Source organism: Bacteroidota bacterium (assembly GCA_016718825.1).
Taxonomy (GTDB): Bacteria; Bacteroidota; Bacteroidia; order J057; family JADKCL01; genus JADKCL01.
In genome coordinates, this window is sequence record JADKCL010000033.1 from 32,964 (window position 1) to 52,070 (window position 19,107).

Annotated in this window: 15 protein-coding genes; 8 read left to right on the forward strand and 7 right to left on the reverse strand. The window is 52.4% G+C overall.

The annotated features are described in order from the left end of the window. Positions 1-281 precede the first annotated feature (281 nt). Both IPN95_24320 and IPN95_24325 read right to left on the reverse strand, forming a co-directional pair. On the reverse strand, positions 282-3,119 hold the full coding sequence (locus tag IPN95_24320) for a HEAT repeat domain-containing protein (GenBank protein ID MBK9452492.1): 2,838 nt from the start codon (positions 3,117-3,119) through the stop codon (positions 282-284). 52 nt (positions 3,120-3,171) lie between these two features. Then, a complete protein-coding gene (locus IPN95_24325; GenBank protein ID MBK9452493.1) occupies positions 3,172-3,942 on the reverse strand; it encodes a serine hydrolase in 771 nt (256 codons plus the stop codon). Between the two features lie 533 nt (positions 3,943-4,475). Between IPN95_24325 and IPN95_24330 the strand changes: the two genes are divergently transcribed. After that, complete coding sequence (locus IPN95_24330) at positions 4,476-5,942, forward strand: hypothetical protein (GenBank protein ID MBK9452494.1); 1,467 nt, start codon at positions 4,476-4,478, stop codon at positions 5,940-5,942. Between the two features lie 135 nt (positions 5,943-6,077). On the opposite strand, the gene IPN95_24335 is transcribed toward IPN95_24330, so the two are convergent. From IPN95_24335 to IPN95_24355, 5 genes are all read right to left on the reverse strand, one after another. Then, entirely contained in the window at positions 6,078-7,280 is a 1,203-nt protein-coding gene (locus tag IPN95_24335) for a PKD domain-containing protein (GenBank protein ID MBK9452495.1), read from the reverse strand. 5 nt (positions 7,281-7,285) lie between these two features. Next, positions 7,286-8,095, reverse strand: coding sequence for a hypothetical protein (locus tag IPN95_24340; GenBank protein MBK9452496.1), 810 nt, complete (start codon positions 8,093-8,095; stop codon positions 7,286-7,288). A 183-nt stretch (positions 8,096-8,278) separates the two neighbouring features. Further along, the gene (locus IPN95_24345) at positions 8,279-10,168 is read right to left on the reverse strand and encodes an O-antigen ligase family protein (GenBank protein MBK9452497.1); all 1,890 of its coding nucleotides are present in this window, start codon (positions 10,166-10,168) and stop codon (positions 8,279-8,281) included. Positions 10,169-10,389: 221 nt separating this feature from the next. Beyond that, positions 10,390-11,646, reverse strand: coding sequence for a T9SS type A sorting domain-containing protein (locus tag IPN95_24350; GenBank protein ID MBK9452498.1), 1,257 nt, complete (start codon positions 11,644-11,646; stop codon positions 10,390-10,392). Between the two features lie 181 nt (positions 11,647-11,827). Next, the gene (locus IPN95_24355; protein MBK9452499.1) at positions 11,828-12,805 is read right to left on the reverse strand and encodes a class I SAM-dependent methyltransferase; all 978 of its coding nucleotides are present in this window, start codon (positions 12,803-12,805) and stop codon (positions 11,828-11,830) included. A 374-nt stretch (positions 12,806-13,179) separates the two neighbouring features. On the opposite strand from IPN95_24355, the gene IPN95_24360 reads away from it, so the two are divergent. The 7 genes from IPN95_24360 (at position 13,180) to IPN95_24390 (ending at position 18,899) form a co-directional block, all read left to right on the forward strand. Then, positions 13,180-13,737, forward strand: a complete 558-nt coding sequence (locus tag IPN95_24360; protein ID MBK9452500.1) for a hypothetical protein — start codon at positions 13,180-13,182, stop codon at positions 13,735-13,737. Between the two features lie 65 nt (positions 13,738-13,802). Next, the gene (locus IPN95_24365; protein MBK9452501.1) at positions 13,803-14,417 is read left to right on the forward strand and encodes a molybdenum cofactor guanylyltransferase; all 615 of its coding nucleotides are present in this window, start codon (positions 13,803-13,805) and stop codon (positions 14,415-14,417) included. Beyond that, positions 14,414-14,653, forward strand: coding sequence for a MoaD/ThiS family protein (locus IPN95_24370; protein ID MBK9452502.1), 240 nt, complete (start codon positions 14,414-14,416; stop codon positions 14,651-14,653). The genes IPN95_24365 and IPN95_24370 overlap by 4 nt, the downstream gene beginning before the upstream one ends. Before the next feature lie 241 nt (positions 14,654-14,894). Then, complete coding sequence (locus IPN95_24375; GenBank protein MBK9452503.1) at positions 14,895-15,344, forward strand: molybdenum cofactor biosynthesis protein MoaE; 450 nt, start codon at positions 14,895-14,897, stop codon at positions 15,342-15,344. Positions 15,345-15,531: 187 nt separating this feature from the next. Then, positions 15,532-16,443 carry a bifunctional molybdenum cofactor biosynthesis protein MoaC/MoaB gene (locus tag IPN95_24380; protein ID MBK9452504.1) on the forward strand — a complete coding sequence of 304 codons (912 nt, stop codon included), beginning with the start codon at positions 15,532-15,534 and terminating at the stop codon, positions 16,441-16,443. Between the two features lie 33 nt (positions 16,444-16,476). Next, the gene (locus IPN95_24385) at positions 16,477-17,985 is read left to right on the forward strand and encodes a thymidine phosphorylase family protein (protein ID MBK9452505.1); all 1,509 of its coding nucleotides are present in this window, start codon (positions 16,477-16,479) and stop codon (positions 17,983-17,985) included. Continuing rightward, positions 17,982-18,899 carry a ribose-phosphate pyrophosphokinase gene (locus tag IPN95_24390; GenBank protein ID MBK9452506.1) on the forward strand — a complete coding sequence of 306 codons (918 nt, stop codon included), beginning with the start codon at positions 17,982-17,984 and terminating at the stop codon, positions 18,897-18,899. The genes IPN95_24385 and IPN95_24390 overlap by 4 nt, the downstream gene beginning before the upstream one ends. Positions 18,900-19,107: the final 208 nt, after the last annotated feature.

Sequence of the window (19,107 nt, forward strand, 5' to 3'; positions counted from 1 at the left end):
AGGCGGGGCTGGCGGAGGATCAAATCATTGGTGCATCCAACCCCGGACTTCATCCGGGGCTATCGAAATTCAGGCCCTCCGGGCCAGGTACAAATGGAAAACATGGTTTGGTACATACTGGTAAAGTTCCCGATAAGCATAATTCTCAATTAGCTTCGCTGAACCCTTCGGATTTCTCAACTCTCAACTCTCAACTCTCCATTCTCAATTCTCAATTCTCAATTCTCAATTCTCAATTCTCAATTCTCAATTCTCAATTCTCAATTCTCAATTCTCAATTCTCAATTCTCAATTCTCAATTCACTCGCATAAGCATGAATCTGCATCTGATCGTGCGAAGAGGAGTAGTCCTTGAGCAGCGGCATGAATTTCTGATCATGGGTATGGCCGATCAAATAGAGTACGGCCATCTTGAGCTTGACGTCCTTTCCGAGGAGCAAGGTTTCGTAACAGGCATATTCGTCGGGGATGCGGATGTCGAGATTTTGAATGGCTTCCTCGGTAATGCCATCGAGCAAGGCGGTTTCCAGCACCGGAATCAGCATTTTTTTCAGGCTTCCGTCAAGCAGATTCTCCAGAAATTCGACGGCATTGATGCGGAGGTCGGGTTTGTTGCTTTGCAGGCCTTCGTAGATCGGCAGGATGTCTTCTGTAGGATATTTGAGGCCGAGGAGGCGGAAAATGCGCTCCAAATTGCCGTCCATCCTTGCTTCAAGTAGCTTAAGCAGGGCTTCGCGCGCCACGTCTTCTGCGGTTTCCTCAGGTGTGAGCACATGCATCAGCGACTCCGCCCGCAATTTTTTCTGCGAATACAGCACGGACAAGGTGCTTTGGTAGAGTTTGACTTCCTCCAAAATCCGTTGCATGATCGCCTTTTTCTGGAAGCGCAAGTGCGGATGGTTGATCCGCATGTTATTCAACGACCGCAATGCCTCAATATGCACTGTCGGGTCTTCGTGGTCAAGCAAATCCAATACGCAATCCACGGAGGCTTGGGAATCAATGCGCTCCAAAACGGAAGGAACCAAACGCACAACATCGGGGCGGGTGCCCGGCTCTTTGATCAGCTGCGAAATCGGTTCGACGATACCATGTCCATAGTGCAGCAATGCCGTCCGTGCATTGGAAAAGTACCGTTCATCGGCCAACATTTCCAGCAACGGAGGCACAAATGACAGGTGCAAGGTTTTGCCCGCTGCCTCAATCGCTGTGTTGACAATCATCGGATCCGGATCGTGAAAGGCACTTTCGATCACAAAAAACAGCCGCATGCAGCTCGCCTGACCGATCGCCTTGAGCAAGTCGCTGCGCATCAGGTTGAACTTTTCGGGATCGTCTTCCTCTACGATTTCCTCCAGCCTTTCATTGAGGCGTTGCTCCAACGCAAAACGCTGCTTCAAGCCTGGGTTGTCGCGGGTTTCCTTGGCCAATCCGACCAAGGCAGCCCCACTGACGCGGTAGTCTTCATCCCGCAAGTAGCGCTCCATGCGCTGATAGCGGTCATCCCGGCTATGTTCCAGCAAATATTCAAAGGCGCTGATTTTGACGCTTTCATCGTCGTCCTGAATCAACGGTTCGACCTCCTCAATCACGGGGTCATTTTTATAGAAGTACAATGCCCGAAGTGCTTCCGAACGGATGCGCGGTGACGGATGGTGCAAGAGGCTGCGAATATGCCCAAAGAAGCGTTTGTCCTGCAATTCACCGACCTTGCGCAACACAAATACAATTTGACCTTCGTCGCCGGATTCCAACACACGCATCAAACCGCCCAAGACCGATTCATGTCCCGGATCGGGGGTGGCCGGCGTGGCGGTTTCCTGACTTTCGCCCATCCGGAGTTTAAAGGACCGGATGTATTCTCTGCGAATCAAATAGGCAAAGTACATCCAAACGGCAATCAAGGCGATGATAATCAGGCAGATGGCCCTCGTATCCAGATCAAGGCCGATCACGATGAAAATCAAAATCAAACCCGCGATGCCGGATGCAAAACAGTCGATGAAAACGTCGATAAACGACTTTGTGCGGTTTTTGATGTCCGTCGGAATGGGCAAGGCGAGCAATTCGGTGGCGGACTTGTTGATGGATTGTTTGAGGCTGCCATCGGCGATACGGATCAGAATTGCGGCCCAAAGCGCCGGAAACATCAGCAGCAGAATGGCACCCACCAAAATGCCCGCGGGCAGCAGGAAAAGCGATGTGCCCACCCCAAAAACGCCCACCACGCGGTGCGTGATAAACAACTGCACGAGCAACGAGATGATGCTCAGCGTGGAAAGCCAAAATCCGAAGAAGGAGGTCAACTCCTCGGAGTCGGTAAAATGTTCGGAAGCTACTGCTGTATATTGGTATTCAACGAGTTTGGCGACGATTACGCTCACGCCGATGATGATGGCCAGGTAGGTGAGGTGCCGCGAATGGAGGATCAGCAAAATCGGATGTTCCTGAATGCCGCCCATGCGTTTCTTTTGCTGGATATGCTGCTGCATCGGCGCGACCGATTCGGCCCAGATATGGCGTGTGATCGGAATGCAGAGTGCAAGCAAACCTGCAGCCACAAAAAGCAGGGATTCGCTCGTCATAAAAGTTGCCAAGGCCGAAGCGAGGTAGCCCCCAAAGATGCCGCCGGCAATTGCGCCTGCACCGATAAACCCAAAGAGGCGTTTTGCCTCCCGCGCATTGAAAACGATATTCGCCAGAATCCAGAATTGCGAGGTGCAGAGCAGGGCAAAAATCGTCATCCAGATGTAGAAAACGTACACCGCCCAACTCGTCCAGACGTCAAAAATCAGGAACGTAGCAAGGATCGCCATCATGACAACGGAACCGACCAAGGTCGCAACGATGATCTTGTTGAATGCCAATCTTGCCAAAACCCTTGAATACACGGTCGAGATGATCGCCGCCGGAATGGCCGCAATCACAAATGCCAAGGGCAGACTCTCCTTCCCGTAGGTCGTCACGAACAAAGCCTGTACCGTGGACTTCACGATGAGCAAGGTCGAGATGATCAAGAAAATGTTCAGCTGCATCAGCAAGGCACGCTTCATTTCCCCTTCGCGCAAGTCGAAGGTTTTTCGCAGGAAATAGCGGAGTGCCTCTTGGTAAATGGTCATGGTGTAGGCTATGCCGGCAGAATGGGGTTTTGGATATGTTTGGGAGGGATCATCAGGCGCCGGGGATATGAAGTACAAACTCGATGACATTGACCAAGTCGCGCAGAATCTGTTCACCGTCAGGGTCCTCGATCAAGCCGACCAAGATGTAGCGCCTTCGCGGGCCCCAAACCAGGATCGAATCCGAATGAAAGTTTTCCCAGGATCCGGACTTGCGAAAAAGCTTGGCCTGCGGCGTTTTTTGATCTAAAGTATTGACAAACTTGTGGTGCAATGCCGGATCGACCATGATGTCCAGCATTTGTTTGGAGCGTTTGTAGTTGACCAGTTTACCGTTGATGAGCATGTAGTAGAAGCGGCAAACCTGTGTTGCGCTTGCCGCATGGGTCAGCCCTTTGAGCGGATCAGGATACCGCCGGCCATCGGAGGCGTAACGTTTGCCCACCCACAAACCACCGCCACAAGCATGGTCGTAGAGTTTGTACCGCGGGTCGCAAAGCACCTTTTCGATACGCTCGTAGGTCAAGCGGTCGATCATGCGCGTACTTGCTTCGTTGTCGCTATGGCTGATCATGAGCCGGAGATCTTCCAGAACTTCCTTGGATTCAGGGATTTGCTTTTTTTCGAGCGCATCCATCGATGCCAGCAGGATGGCAATTTTGGGAAGGCTTGCCGCATACATCATTTCGTCGCCGTTCACGCGTGCGAAGCGCAGGTGGGCACGGTCGCGCAGGTCCACGAGGCCCACAGCCATCTTCTTCTCGGCGATCAACTGCCGCCAATGCGGGTTGCGGTTGAGGTTTTTGACGAGTTCGGCCTGCATCGCCGGATCGACCAAGGTTTGCAGGGGAACGAGTGAGTCGCCTGGAAGGGGAGTCGTGAAGGGGATATCCCAATTGATCTTCGTCTGCGCGGAAACGACCTGCGGATTCAACAAAACAATGCAGAGAAGGAGGCCCAACAAGCCTTGCCATCCATTTCTCCGATCGGTGCGAGATGCAGTCGAATGGCTTGATAGATAGCCTCTTGCTGCCACAGCGCGACGCCAAAGGTTTACATTCCAAATCATCTAGGCGAAAATAAGGATTTTGTGCCGGATTTGAAGGGAAAAATCGGAGGTAGGGAACGGAGAATCTTGGTCCCGGTTTTCGCCCTTGGATCTGCGCGGTTTATCGCAAACCGCTAATGATGTTTCTCAGCCTGTAGCCATCCGATTCGTAGAAATTTCATCCTGACGCAACCCTTCGATTTTCCGGCTGTCTCTTGGATCGTACGTGAAGGGAATTTTCCTGAATATCGACAGCCGCGAAATAATTCGACTGGATTTCCGTTTTCATTCAAACAAGAATGCAATTGATGGCTACCCTAAAAACTCTGTTGCTCTCCATTTTGTTGACAGTCCCAACCCTGTTGGCTGCCCAGATGGTGTCGATTGACTATGTCCTCACCGGGGAAATTACCAAGACCGACCGTGTCGATGTGGGGCAATTGGCCTTCTTTCAGCGTTCCTTGTCGATGGGATTCGACGATGCCGGAATCGACAATCCCGAACTTGTCAAGTTGTTGAAAGCCAAGCCGATCTATCGCATTGATCTGGTGTATTCCTCCTACAAGGATTCGAAGTCTTTTTCGCAGGTGGAATTGAATCGCAGGCGATTGGAGGCATTGAAACTCGCGTTGCCCAATCTCTTTGACAATACCGCCATCGAATGGCACTTGATCGAGCAAGTCCAAGACCGGAACAAACCACAGGCGCAGGCACTTTTCCATGGTTTTGTGTTCCATTTTCGGGAATCCGCATTTGAAACGGAGGCTGGCAAAATGTTTCCCATGCGCAGTTCTTCCGAAGCCGATGCCATGCACAGTTGGTTGGGCGATACCTTGCCCAAAACCTATGTTTCCAACCTTCCGATCCCGCTGTTGTCGGTTTGTGACACCATTTTGGATACGATTACCCAACGCAAACCGCATACCTACTATACCGGAAAATACCTGCCGCGGCTGAAATACAAGCGGAAAAAAGGCATTCGGTTTGATACCGCAGGATTTTGGCACCGGCGCAAAGAAAAGGCGGTGGCGTATGATACCTTGTTGATTCCCAAGACGGTGGTGGATTGTGGCGGCAAGCTGTTTGGTGCAAAATTTGATTACCGCATGGGCAGTTGGGATGCTTGGACGACAAGTTCGTTTCGGGATTCAGTGGTGACGGCGACCTTCAACCGGCACCGGGAATGGCAAAATGTCATCGTGGTCGAGGATGTCACCGGGAGCATGTATCCCTACACCACCCAAACGATTCTCTGGCGAAAACTCAACGATGCGGTGTCCAAGGTCGACAACTATGCCTTTTTCAACGATGGGGATGCCCGCCCAGACGGGCCGATAGGCAATTCCGGTGGTGTTTATCCCATCCAATCGGGAAAGATTGAAGAGATTGAGGCGAAAGCAACGCTCGCGATGGGCAAGGGCGGCGGCGGAAATCTTCCCGAAAACAACCTCGAAGCCGTTCTCAAAGGAGTGGCAGCCCTCAAGCAAAAGCCCGAACGGGTGATCATGATTGCCGACAATCTTGCGCCGATTCGCGACAAGTCGCTGATCAAAAAGGTCTTGGATCTGGGCCTGCCGGTCGATGTCATCCTCTGCGGATCATTTTCAGGCTATTACAACAAAGATTACATCGAACTCGTGCGGCTCACCCGAGGCACCCTGTTTACCATCGAACAAGAAATCACCGGCCTCGCCGAATTGGCAGAGGGCAAAACGATCAAGATTGGAAAGCAGAAATTCATGGTCTCCGGCGGAAAGTTGGTCTTGACGCGCTGAGGTTCATGTTCCCATTCCACACCCAAAAGTCGTACCCACTCCCAAGCCTCGCACCCAAGCCTCGCACCCAAACCAAAAAATAGAGGCCGGGCATCAACTGTGCCCGGCCTCGGTGGAACTGCGTTTCCCAAACGCTCATTCCACCATCAGCTTCACTGTGTATTGCGTTTCCAGTGAATGGAGATTCAAAAAGTACAGTCCCGGAGCGAGGTTGCCCACCGAAAGCTGTTTTACATATTTCCCGAAAATTGCGTTGACATTCCATTGGTCCACCAGCTTGCCTTGCACGTCGCGCAGGGTGAACACTGCCTCGCGGAGGCGGTCTGCAAGCACTTCTATTTGGACATTTTCGGCCGCCGGATTGGGCGAAACCGAAAAGCGCTGCAGGGCATCCTGGCTTTGAGAAGTCGCCGTGACGCCAAGGTAAAGATTCATACAGATGGTCTCGCTACGTCCGCAGGCATTGCCGATCGTGAGGCAGACCGGATACACCCCGTTGGCGCTGAATGTATGCGAAGGCTGTGCTATGGTACTCGTGCCGCCGTCGCCAAAATCCCATTGCCAGGTCGTGGGATTGCCGGCCGCAGGGGCGGTGAAACTCATCTGCAAGCCATTCGCAGAAGTCGTGAATGCCGTTCCCAACATCGCACAAATCCGGGAATGCACGGTATTGGTCAGCACGGGCTGATTGAAGTCAAAATAGATGTCTGCACGGTTGCTGATCAAGGTTCCCTCCGGCAATCCGGCATTGAGTTTCACCGAATATTGGATGAAGCCGTGGCTTGCAACCTCGTTGGTGTTGCTATCGGGCAACAGGATGTTGGGGAAAAGGAATTTCAAATCATGCCCGGAACTGTCGAGAAATTGGATTTGATAATTGTTGCTTGCCGCCTCCACTTTGAGGGATGAGATGTCCAGTTCGGTATCGATTTGGTCGGCAACGGAGATATTGAACGCCGTGTCGGTGCCTGTGTTTTGGAAGCGGATGAGGTAGCGCAGCAGCGTGTCGGTCGCGAGGATGAAACCATCCGCATTCAGGCCCTGTGCGGTCCACACCTGCTTGTCGTTGGGGTCATAGGATCCAACAACGATGCCGTTGTAGTTGCCGATATTGTCGTAGCCGTTGTTTTCAGGGCTGCTCGTGGTCACATATCCTTCGTAGGTGAATGGCGATTGCAAGGGCGTATTGGGAGGAACGGTGACCGTTGCACTGAGCAAGCGGGTGGCTTGGGAGGCAAGCGTGCCGATATTCCAGATGGCAGTGTCGCCATTCACGGTTGTCGGGGGCACATTGAAGCTGTTGTAAACAAATGTGGAGGGTTTTACCAACTTGGCCACGACATTCAGGGCGTCATTGAAAGTAGGATTGGCAACAGACAGATTGGCTGCACAGTTGCTGAATCCGGGTCGATGGGTGGTGCCGTGACCGTGACACTGACATTGGCGACATGGTCTCCCTTCACGAAGAAGTCCATCCCGTTGATGGTGTCGGTTACGGTATTCACCGTAACAGTGCGCGTATAAGGCGAGGCCGGGCATACCATGATGCTGCCTGAAGGGGCGGGGGTGGATAGGGTATAGGTGCCGGGCACCAACGGCACGGAAAATTGGCCATTGGGATCGGTGACAGCGTAAAAAGGACCGGGGGTAATCGTAACAATTTGGTTGGCAAGCCCTTGGTCAGCACCGTTTTTGGTACAGTTACTATCCAGGTCGTGCACCACTTGGCCCCGAACAAGGCCAGCCGAACCAATGTAGATGAAGGATGGAGCAGTGACATTGGTAACCAGACCGATGCAGTAGTCGCCTTCGTAGCCCATCAACTGCACGTCATAGTAGCCAGCGGGGGCATTGGAAGGAATAAGAATGTTGCCCTGTGCCAAAAGATCAGTGGGCCATGGGAATCCAGGCATCCAGCCCGCACCTGAAGGTGCAGTTCCAAAGTTGTATTGTTGTCCGCTGCCCACATGGGTGAGCTTGAGGTTGATGCCGCAGGTGGCACGGCTGAAATTGGTGCCCGAACCGGTGATCACCAGATTCCCGTTGTATCCTTGTTGGATCGGATTGGGGTTGGCAGAAACGAGTAGACCTTGGGCTTGCATTGCCACGGAAGTCCCCAAAATCATCATCAAAACGAATGCAATTTTTCTCATAGCGTAATACGATCAAGAACATCTACGTTCAAATCAATCCTACCACAACCGAGCTGTACTGAAGAAAAATGCGCGATTGACCATGAAAATGGCCACTTACCGATTCGTCGGAACGAAGTTAGGCAAAGATCCCGGATTTCCAAGCGCCTTGATCGCCTGCTTGCAAGCAATTCGGAACCCTGCTCAGGGCGCTACCATCGATCCGCCTTTCAGTAACGCTATGGTCTTGGCATAGTACCCGTCAAATTGTGGATTTCCTGTATGTGTCCGCCAATAATCGATCAATTCCCCCGCTTTTGCCCGTTTGCCAACCGTAAGATAGATCTCTGAAAGGTTCATCCGTGCCTCGTCAAAAGCCGGGAAGCGGTCCACAAGGTCCTCCAATTCCGCAATGGCAAGGTCGTTTTGGCCGTTCATGAAATAGGCTGCCCCGAGATTGGAGCTCACTTGCGGATGCCAGGGATGTTGCTGCTTCGCCAGCTGCAATTGCCGAAGCGCATCCTTTACCCGACCCATGCTCAAATAGGAAATGCCCTCGTACCAAACCAATGGCGTTCCTGAAACGCGGTCATCGGGATTGTACCAAGAAGTCGCCGCCTGGGCCAATTTTTGCGTTTTGGGCCAATCTTGACGCCCTTTGGCCATCAACAACTTGTAATTTGCACGATCGGCTTGCATGGAAAGGCCCTGAAAAACGAGGCTCCCCAAGGATGCCAGCAGAAAAACACCCGCCAAGGCCCATTTTGCACGCTGCCCCCAATTCGCATTCGATGTCGCGATGGCCGCTGATGAAGGTACGGGCACGCTTTCTGCCAGCAGCATCCCGCCAAATATCACCCAAAAGACCGTCAAATAAGGTTGCTCACCCGGCATATTCGTCAACGCAAAAACCATCCAGGCCACAAGCCCCGCGCGGGCGCCAAGTGCTCCCAAACTCGCACTCGCACTCCCGCTCGCACTCCCGCTCGCACTCCCGCTCGCACTTCCCATCAACGCCATTCCGAGCATGGCCAAAAATCCGAGACCTCCGATCACGCCACGCTCCGCCAAAAGCTGCAGATAATCATTGTGCGCTTCCATAAAGTACCGCGTCGCGAAACCTTGGAAATTGCTCACAGCGCCGTGACGGAGGATGTGATAATGCCAATGTCCGGGACCGACCCCCAAGATTGGCGCCTCCCCAATCATCGCCAGGGACTTCCGCCATATCAGCACCCGCTCCAATTGGCTGTCTGCTCCCAATTGAATCTCCAAGGGAGCACGTTCCATGACCCAGACAAACCCGATTACCACAAAAATCACGGCCGCCGCCAAGGCGGCTCCACGCAACCACCGGGAGCGTGCATAGACCATGCCGGGCCACCGCCAAACCATCCACCCCTCTGCCAATACCAGCAAGGCCGCACCCATAGCCAGATTGGCCCCGGAAGTATTGCCCAGCCAGCTCAAAACCGCGCAGAGCAGCGCTGTACCCAATCCCAACCAACGCCAGATCGTTTTTTCAGTCAAAAAGGCCCCGATGCCGCAACAAGCAAGCAACACCATCGCCCCTGAGAAAAAGTTGGTATTGCCCAATGTCGCTGCCTGCGAATCACCTCCCTCCGGAATTTCGCCCAATACATTGGCCCGTTGAAGCAGCCAAATTCCACCCAATACCAGTCCAGCGACGGTCCCCGCGCGCCAGACCGCCGATTTTGCCTCGGGATTTTCCCGCAAGGCCCCGGCCAACCCGATCACCAAACCCGTCACCATCAGCCAGCGCAATACATCCCAGAGCGCCTCCATCGGATGCAGGGCATTCAGCATGCTTACCAGCCCCATCCCGTTGAAAACCAACATTCCTGCAAGCACACGCCGGTCCACACCTTGCATCAGCTTGCCCCAATGCCGCCAAGCCCGCTCACCCAACGTTCCGGCGCCTCCAGGAATCCAAGCCCAAACCAAAACGCCCAAACCGCTCATCACCGTCCACCGGATCGTCTTATACGGATCCGCCGCATCCGTCAGGAACAGGAGCGGCATCCCGACAAGCAGGATCCAAGGTAGCCACCGGCCGAATTTCTTGTTGAGCATCGTGGCAAATTAAGGAAGAATCGTAAATACGCAGCACCCAAGCATTGCATCACCTGCCACTGCCGGATCGATGACGCCGAAACAAGCAACAGCCCCGCCGGATGTGAGTTCACTTACACCTCAGATCAATGCGAACTTGGAGGTCCGTTGCTTCAGCACAGGCGTTCCAAGGACGGATGATGTGAAAGTTGCTGAGAAACAGCCAGCATGGATTACCAAACTCAATTCCCAGATCGGGCAATCATCACCTTTTGGTTCGTGTGCACACCCGCTCCTGTAACGCGCAAGATGTACCATCCGGTCGGCTGCAATCCAATCGGCAAGGTTTGGAAGCTATCTCCGACATTCACTTCCAATTGCGATTCAAATACCAAACGACCGCTCAAATCGATCAATTCCACTTTGAGTGGCTGCACTTTGGTGCTGTAAATGGACAAAACGAGGTCTTCGCCCGCGGTGACGGGATTGGGATGGACAGCAGCGCGTAATTCATGGGCCAACTTCTCCGAATGCAATTCGATGGTGCTGGAATAACCGCCGGCACCGTTTTGATCCACTTCCTGAATGCGGTAATAATTCAACTGTGTCGGGGATGCATTTTCATCCGCGAATTGATAATCGGCTGGGTTTGTTGCCGAACCCTTGGCTGCAACCTTTCCAATCACTTCAAAATGAGCAACATCTCCGATACTGCGTTCAACGACAAATTCTTGTGTGCCATTTTCCGAGCGGGTATCCCAAGTTAAGGAAGCCACGTTCTCGTGCATTTCACCGTCAAATTCTCCCATCTCGGCGGTCAACACAACCGCAGGAATCAAGGAAACATCATCCATGTAGGTATAGTTCCACGTCCAGCCACTTGCCTGAACCTGGATATTGGTCGCAGCGTCAGTCTTGTAGTTGCCAATCGTCACGTAGGTAAAGGCAGCGGTCGCCACAAAGTTGCCGCTCAACAGCTGCCATCCGATTTTGTTGTTCATGAAGGTATTGGTCGGGCAGGAGACTTGGGGCGTGAACGGGAGTGGACCACTGCCGCCTGTACCCGTAATCGCCGAAGTAGCAAAATGAAATCCATACCCATCTGTGGCCCAGCCTGATCCATCGCTCAGTGAAAAATAACCACTTGCCGTATAGGTTTGCCCGGGAATCAATGCGCTCGTCAAAGGTGCTTGGATGTATTCGCGAAATAATCCGTTGCTTCCAAAATGAGAAACGTAGCCGATGTAGGAGATTCCCGTCCTTGCCGCTTGGTCACCAAATACATTTGCCGTCACGCCAAACGTTCCAGGCGCACATGTATGAAACCTGTCAGGCGAACCAGAATGGCTCGTGGGAACCCGCCAACTGTTGACACTTCCCCAGCCATTGCCTGTGACGCAGCCGGTCGCCAATTCAAAACTTGGGTTAGGCATTAGATTTTGTGCTGCGATCAAACCAGCAAAGGCCATCCAAAGTGAAAGGATCCAAATTCGCTTCATACTACGTTGATTGAAAACTACCGAGGCCACAATTTAGTGAATTTTTGCGTTTCTCCAGCAATCCCGCAGGAATTGTACGTCAACGTTATCCACGAAAAAAAAATCCGAAAGCATCACTGCCTTCGGATTTTTCAAATTGCTATTTGCCCGACGCTGATGCGTGCGGTCTAAACAGAATTTCTTAGTTCACGCGCTCAAACACGAAGCGGAAGTGATCAAACAGCTCGCGCTCAAAGCAACGGCGGTTCGGTGCATACTTCAGGAAGGAAGCGACATAGCGGAACTCCTTGTCAAAGAGGTACTTGGGCAACATCCGGAGATAGAACCAGTATTTCTTGACGCCGAATTTCTTGTAGGCTTCGGTCCAGCGACGGTTGGTTTCGACGTAGTCGAGGCGGCCGCTGCTGTGTTCGATCAATTTGAAGCGCTTGGACGCATAGCGGATGATGTCCTCGTCCATGTAAGGCAACCATGACAATGGGAATTGCTTCACCATCAGCGCCATCGTGAATTCGTCGGAGTCGGTCGGTGCATTGATGTCCCAAGTTTCGCGTGGGATGATCTTGCGTCCGAAGGTCATGGTCTGCATGTAGTGACGGCCGCCGATGGGCAACAGGTCAGCCACCATGTCAAACCATTTGGTGTAGACTTCTTCCTGCTTGCCTTCGAGGAATTCCTCGTAGCTCAAGACGTGGTCAAAGCTTCCGGAGGCTGTGACGGCATCAAACGTGCCGAAATCCTCAGGCTTCACTTCGCGCATGTCGCGCAAGAAGACGTTCAAACCCGTTTCCTTGCAGTGTTTGTATTGACCTTCGGCCAAGACGACACCGGTTTCCTTGATTTTGTATTTGGTTTTGAGGTATTGCAAAATGCCACCCCATCCGCAGCCAAGGTCGAGCACTTTGCTGCCTTCGTGGATGTTGCACATTTTTGCAATGTAGTCACACTTAGCGTTTTGGCCTTCCTCCAATGTCATGGAGAAGTCACCCATAAAACGGGCATTGCTGAAGTGTGCGTTTTTGCCCAAGCTCAACTGGAAAATTTTGTCGGGCATCGTGTAGCAGAAATCCAACTCCTCCTGCTTGGTCTTCACGTAGTGAACGCCGGGACTTTTTTTAGTGTCGGTTGTTGGTTTAAGCACTGTTTCTGTTTCAGCCATAGACTTTTGTGGGTTGATACTACCTTCTTCTCTTCTACTTCTTCACGCCCAAAGCAGCGTGATTTCGCCGCGAAGTTAGGCAAAAATTGCCTTTGACGGAAAACCTGTGGAATAATTGTCCGAACGGTGGCCGATTTAAGCCCAAAATAAAGCGCAAAAAAATGAGTTGAATGGCTGTTTTGGGGATCTTTTAAACTTCCTATGTCTATGTGAGGCTGGTAAACGTGATTTGAATCATGATATATCTAGCTTTCATAGTCCGCTTCGGATCGCTAACTTTGTCTCAACTGAAATTTTTACCATGCACCTCGCAAGGCTCGACAACGAAGTATTTTTCAAAAAGGCGTTTACTGACAAAATTGTCCTCAAGGCCTTTGTTAAGCTTCCTCCATTATCACCTTCAAGCAATCACGGAGCAACAAAGGTCCTCGGCCAACTATTCTGTCGATAGGACCGTTTACACGATCGTTTTGATGACGGCCCCCTATAAAATTGACAAGAAGACGAGGGAGTTTTATGCCGATGAAGTATTGGTGTCTTCCTTGAACCCGAGAAACCTCAAGGGATTGGAGCGTAAAATTTTCAACCACGAACTGATCTACCTCAATCCGAATTACCGTGGCTACGATACCCCGGCAAACTATCGAGATTGGCTCGATTTGGTTTATGAAAGTATCCATCATCCTGAAAATCCGCATATTAACACTGAAAATGCAGGTGTGAGGCGTGTTGCAGACATCATTCAATTTGACAATATCAGCCCCGAAGAATGGAGATTGGCAAAAATTGAAGTTGGCAAACGGGAAGTGTTGCAGTTGGAAAGAGAAGAGGGGCGAAGAAGGAATTATTGGAATTGCAGCAGGAGAAGGCAAGGTAAAAGAAACCGTCGCAAGGCTATTGATTCAGGACGGAGCAGACAATGCCTACATTAAGCGCCTGACGGGACTTGAAGATGCTGAAATCGAAGCTTTAAGAGCTCAAATGCAAAACTAGACGTGTGATTCCGCTCAACGATCAACCGCACGAAATTGCGCAATCCGCCATCGGCGCCATCATCCTTTCCGGCGGGAAAAGCAGCCGCATGGGTTCCGAAAAAGGCTTGGTCGAATTCAACGGCAAGCCGATGATTCAATGGGCCATCGAATGCATTCGCCCGCTGACCGACGAGATCCTGATTGTCGCCAATGATGCCGCCTACGGGCAATTTGGCTATCCATTACAGGAAGACGAAGCCAAAGGCGACGGGCCGCTCTCGGGATTGGTTTCGGGCATCCGACATGCCAAGACGGATTTGAATTTTTTGTTGCCTTGTGATATGCCGCTGATGGATAATCGCTTGCTCGAATGGATGCTGGAAACCTATGACGAGGAGGCCGCGGCTGTATGTACCTTCGAAGATCACTTGCAGCCCCTTGTCGGCATGTATCACCGCAAATGTCTGCCGACCTTGGAGCGGCTGCTCGCCCGCAACCAACTCAAAATGCGCATTGCCCTCGAAGAATTGCAGGCAGCCGTCCTCGATCCGCAACGCAGCCTCGCCGGATTTCATCCCGATTGGATGCGCAATTTCAATTCGAAGGCGGAAATCAACCTTTATTTACAAGGAAAATGAAAATCAGACTCCGATACTTTGGGATGATCGCCGAACGATTGGGCAAAACCGCCGAGGAGGTCGAGTGGGAGGGAAGTCCAAACCCGATCGACCCACGTGCATGGTTGCTCGCACTGCATCCCGTCCTCGCAGAGATGTCCTGGAAAGTCGCCGTGGACCAAGAAATCGTCGATGGAACGTGTTTTCTTCGCGCATCATCCGAAATCGTAGTTTTGCCACCGTTCGCCGGAGGATGAGGGAAGTGAAAAGTGAAAAGTTATTAGTGAAAAGTGAAAAGTTACACGGGCATTTGGCGGCCTGCAAGGGCTAATTTGGTGGGCCGTGCCCGTGGCGGGCACCAGGCATCTTCAATTTCTATGCGGGTTTTATTTCAAGCCCTTGCGAATGGATCGGCCTCAGGATGCGCATTCTTCATTTAGCTTCGCTGATCTGCTTCGCAATTCTCATTCCTAATTTCTAATTTCTCATTGAAATAAGATGGATTCAAAAGAACATAAACACAAAAAGGTCTTCGTCGAAGGCCCGATCAGCGGTGCATTCATCGGCGACAGCATCACGAAGCACCAATCCAAGACCGACATCGGCGCCCACGACATCTTCCTCGGGCAAGTCCGGGCAGATGAAATCGACGGTAAAAAGGTCGTCGCCATCGACTACAGCGCCTATACCGAAATGGCCGACAAAGCCTTTCACGAAATCCGTGAGGCTGCCTTTGCCAAATACACCCTGAGCTGCATGCACATTTACCACAGCCTCGGTGTCGTCAAGGCCGGCGAAATCTGCCTCTTCGTTTTCGTCAGTTCCAAGCACCGCAAGATGGCCTTTGATGCCTGCCGCGAAATCGTCGAGGAAATCAAAGCCAAAGTCCCCATCTTCGGCAAAGAAATCTTTGAAGACGAAAGTCATCAATGGAAGACGAATAGTTAGTAGTTAGAAAGTAGCAGTTAGAAAGTTAGCAGTTAGAAAGTAGCAGTTAGCAGTTTCTCAAAGGCGCAAAGGAGCATTCAAAACTGCCAACTGCCAACTGCCAACTGCCAACTGCCAACTGCCAACTGCTAACTACTAACTGCTACCTGCCAACTTTTCACTATTCACTTATCACTTTTCACTTAAAATGGTCGACATCACCCATAAGCCCACCACACTCCGCTCCGCGATCGCGGAGGCGACGGTCGTTTTGAGCGAACCTGCTGCGATGACAGCCTTGCTCGAAGGCACTGTTCCCAAGGGCAATGTCTTCGAAATGGCCAAAACCGCCGGATTATTCGCAGTCAAAAAGACCTCCGACATGATCCCCGATTGCCATCCGCTGCCCGTCGAATACACCGCAGTACGCTACGAAACCAGCGGATTGGAGGTGCGCATCGAGATCGAAGTGAAGGCCATTTACCGGACCGGCGTCGAGGTCGAAGCCATGCACGGCGCCTCCGTGATCGCGCTCACGATGTATGACATGCTCAAACCCATCGACAAGGGAATCGAGATCCGGAACATTCGACTTGTGAAGAAAAAGGGCGGGAAAAGCGACTTCAAAGACAAATTCCGGCAGGACTTGCGGGCTGCGGTGGTCGTATGCAGCGACTCGGTTTCGGCAGGGAAAAAGCAAGACAGTGCTGGAAAATCCATCATCTCCAAACTCGAAAGCTGCGAAGTCGCCATCGCCGACTACATCATCATTCCCGACGAAGTGGCTGAAATCCAGGCAAGCGTCAAACAATACGCCGCCGACGGCATCGACTTGCTGATCTTCTGCGGCGGAACAGGCCTTTCGCCCCGCGACATCACCCCCGAAGCCATCCGCCCCCTCCTCGAACGCGAAATTCCGGGTATCACCGAGGCTGCGCGCGCCTATGGGCAGGACCGCACACCTTGGAGCATGCTCTCACGCGGGCTCGCGGGCACGATCGGCGACATGCTCGTACTCACCCTTCCGGGTTCGACCGGCGGCGCAACGGAAACAATGGATGCACTTTTTCCAGCAGTCTTGCATGTTTTTCGCATCTTTCAGGCGGCAAGGCACGATTGATAGCTTTGCACCGGATTTTTAATGCATCCCCCGATGAATCACCCGAATTCACATCGCCTGATCGTCAAGGATATCGGAATCGATACCTTCCACGAAAACATCGCCTTCATGTCTGCCGACAGCTATGTCTGCAAATCCGAAGGGTTCACCGCCCTTGCGCGGATTCTGATCAAGGCCAATGGCAATTCGATCATTGCGACACTCAACGTGGTGAAAAGCGACCTTGTTGGGGATGGCGAAGTCGGGCTCTCCCTTTCGGCATTGCGCAACCTGCATGTGCAGGACAAGGATACCGTGACGATTTTGCACCCGCAGCCCGTGCAGTCCTTTGCCAGGGTGCGCGCGAAAATGTATGGAGCAGAACTGACCGAAACAGATTTTGACCAAATCCTGAGCGACGTGATTGCCGAGCGCTACGCCAACATCGAAGTCGCGGCCTTTGTGACGGCCTGTGCCGGGACGAATATGACCTTGCCAGAGATCGTCGCTTTGAGTAAATCGATGATTCATTCCGGCTCACGCATCGATTGGGGAAAGCAAATCGTGGCCGACAAACATTGCGTCGGCGGATTGCCCGGCAACCGCACCACGCCGATTGTTGTGAGCATTGTTGCAGCGGCCGGACTGATGATTCCCAAAACCTCTTCGAAGGCCATTACTTCCCCTGCCGGGACCGCAGATACGATGGAAACGATGACCAAGGTCGATCTTTCCGTGGAGCAAATCCGCGAGGTGGTCGGCAAGGAGGGCGGCTGCATGGTATGGGGTGGAGCTGTGCGGCTGAGTCCGGCGGATGATATTCTGATTCGCATCGAAAAGGCCTTGGACATCGACAGCGAAGGGCAGATGATCGCCTCGGTGCTTTCCAAAAAGGCCGCAGCGGGTTCGACACACGTGATTTTGGACATCCCCGTCGGACCGACAGCCAAGGTGAGAAGCCAAGAAGAGGCTTTGAAGCTCGAATACTATTTCAAGGCTGTGGCCGCTACCATTGGCTTGGAAGTTGAAGTCGTGATCACCGATGGCAGTCAGCCGGTCGGCCGCGGAATTGGTCCGGCATTGGAAGCTGTGGATGTCTTGAAAGTGCTGCGCAATGAGCAGGATGCACCACGGGACCTCCGTGAACGTGCTGTTTTGCTTGCTGCGCGTTTGCTGAAGCTTTGCGGCCAATTTCCCGATCAAGATGTCGAAGCCCTTGCCAACCAAATCCTGAATGACGGTCGCGCATGGTCGAAGTTCCAGGCGATTTGCATCGCTCAAGGCGGTTTCAGCGAGCCCGGCAAAGCGGAATTCAAATACGAATTCCTAGCCGCAAAGGAGGGCATTGTTCGTGCCGTCGACAACCGCAACCTGTCCCGGCTTGCCAAGCTTGCCGGTGCCCCGAAGTCTCCGACGGCAGGAATCTACTACGAGGCGCCCATCGGGCGGCGGGTGGTGCAAGGCGATCTCTTGTTTACCATCCACGCCGCATCCGTTGGCGAATTGAGTTACGCGGTCGATTTTCTCAACCGGATTCAAGAAATCATTACGATTGAACCATGAAACGATTCGTCTATTCCATGCCCGGCAATGAGGCCTTGGGTGCAAACATTGCAGCAGGCTGCGCAGCAACCCTCGGTCAATTCAAAGACCACCGTTTTCCCGACGGCGAGGCCTTGGTCCAAGTGACCGATGATGTCAGGGACGCTGAAGCCATCGTTGTTTGCACCTTGCATTTGCCGAATGAAAAGCTCCTTCCCTTGCTCTTTCTTTGCCGCTTGTTGAAGGATCTCGGAGCAGCCAAGGTGACTTTGGTCGCACCCTACCTGTCTTATATGCGGCAAGACAAACGATTCCATCCCGGCGAAGCAGTCACGTCGGATTATTTTGCGCAGTTGCTGTCGTCGTTTGTCGACCGTTTGGTGACCATTGATCCGCACCTGCACCGCAAACATGCCATGAGCGAATTGTACACGGTGCCCGCGGCGGCTTTGCATGCGGCGGAATTGATTTCGGCATATATCCGCGAAAATATTGTGAATCCCTTGATCGTCGGCCCCGATTCCGAAAGCGAGCAATGGGTTAGCGCCGTTGCGGCACAAGCCGGCGCCCCTTTTATTGTGCTCGAAAAAACCCGATTCGGCGACGAAGATGTGCGGGTGACCGTTCCCCAAGTCGAATTGTACCAACAGCATACCCCCGTGTTGGTGGACGACATCATTTCCACGGCACGTACCATGATCGAAACCGTGCAGCACATTCTCAAAGCAGGCATGCGTCCGCCGGTTTGCATCGGGGTGCACGCGGTTTTTGCGGGGAATGCCTATGAAAACCTGCTTGCGTCAGGTGTCCACCAAGTCATTACCTGCAATACCATTCCGCATCCGAGTAATGGGATTGACATTTCGGGGTTGGTGATTGGGGCGTTGGGGAAGGAGAAAACCGTCGGTAAAGACGAACAAAAATCAATGACTTAGCCAAATTTTGTGGGTTTCATTCATGGATTGGTATTGTGCTTAATGCTTGTCCAGACCTTTGGCAGTAGCAATCAGATTGGCGCTTTGGATGGCCCGGAGGGCCTAAACAACAATAGCCGTGGACGCCGTGCCGCGAATCCTGGTAAAGTCCATGCTGAGAATTGAGTTCGATCAAAGGCTGAAAGGCCTTGAATTTGTCCAGGCCGTT

Excerpts from the sequence above, each read along its gene's own strand:
- IPN95_24330 (MBK9452494.1), top strand. The coding sequence starts at position 4,476 with ATGGCTACCCTAAAAACTCTGTTGCTCTCCATTTTGTTGACAGTCCCA.
- IPN95_24350 (MBK9452498.1), bottom strand. The coding sequence starts at position 11,646 with ATGAAGCGAATTTGGATCCTTTCACTTTGGATGGCCTTTGCTGGTTTG.
- IPN95_24345 (MBK9452497.1), bottom strand. The coding sequence starts at position 10,168 with ATGCTCAACAAGAAATTCGGCCGGTGGCTACCTTGGATCCTGCTTGTC.
- IPN95_24325 (MBK9452493.1), bottom strand. The coding sequence starts at position 3,942 with ATGCAGGCCGAACTCGTCAAAAACCTCAACCGCAACCCGCATTGGCGG.
- IPN95_24370 (MBK9452502.1), top strand. The coding sequence starts at position 14,414 with ATGAAAATCAGACTCCGATACTTTGGGATGATCGCCGAACGATTGGGC.
- IPN95_24340 (MBK9452496.1), bottom strand. The coding sequence starts at position 8,095 with ATGAGAAAAATTGCATTCGTTTTGATGATGATTTTGGGGACTTCCGTG.
- IPN95_24390 (MBK9452506.1), top strand. The coding sequence starts at position 17,982 with ATGAAACGATTCGTCTATTCCATGCCCGGCAATGAGGCCTTGGGTGCA.
- IPN95_24355 (MBK9452499.1), bottom strand. The coding sequence starts at position 12,805 with ATGGCTGAAACAGAAACAGTGCTTAAACCAACAACCGACACTAAAAAA.
- IPN95_24385 (MBK9452505.1), top strand. The coding sequence starts at position 16,477 with ATGAATCACCCGAATTCACATCGCCTGATCGTCAAGGATATCGGAATC.
- IPN95_24320 (MBK9452492.1), bottom strand. The coding sequence starts at position 3,119 with ATGACCATTTACCAAGAGGCACTCCGCTATTTCCTGCGAAAAACCTTC.
- IPN95_24380 (MBK9452504.1), top strand. The coding sequence starts at position 15,532 with ATGGTCGACATCACCCATAAGCCCACCACACTCCGCTCCGCGATCGCG.
- IPN95_24375 (MBK9452503.1), top strand. The coding sequence starts at position 14,895 with ATGGATTCAAAAGAACATAAACACAAAAAGGTCTTCGTCGAAGGCCCG.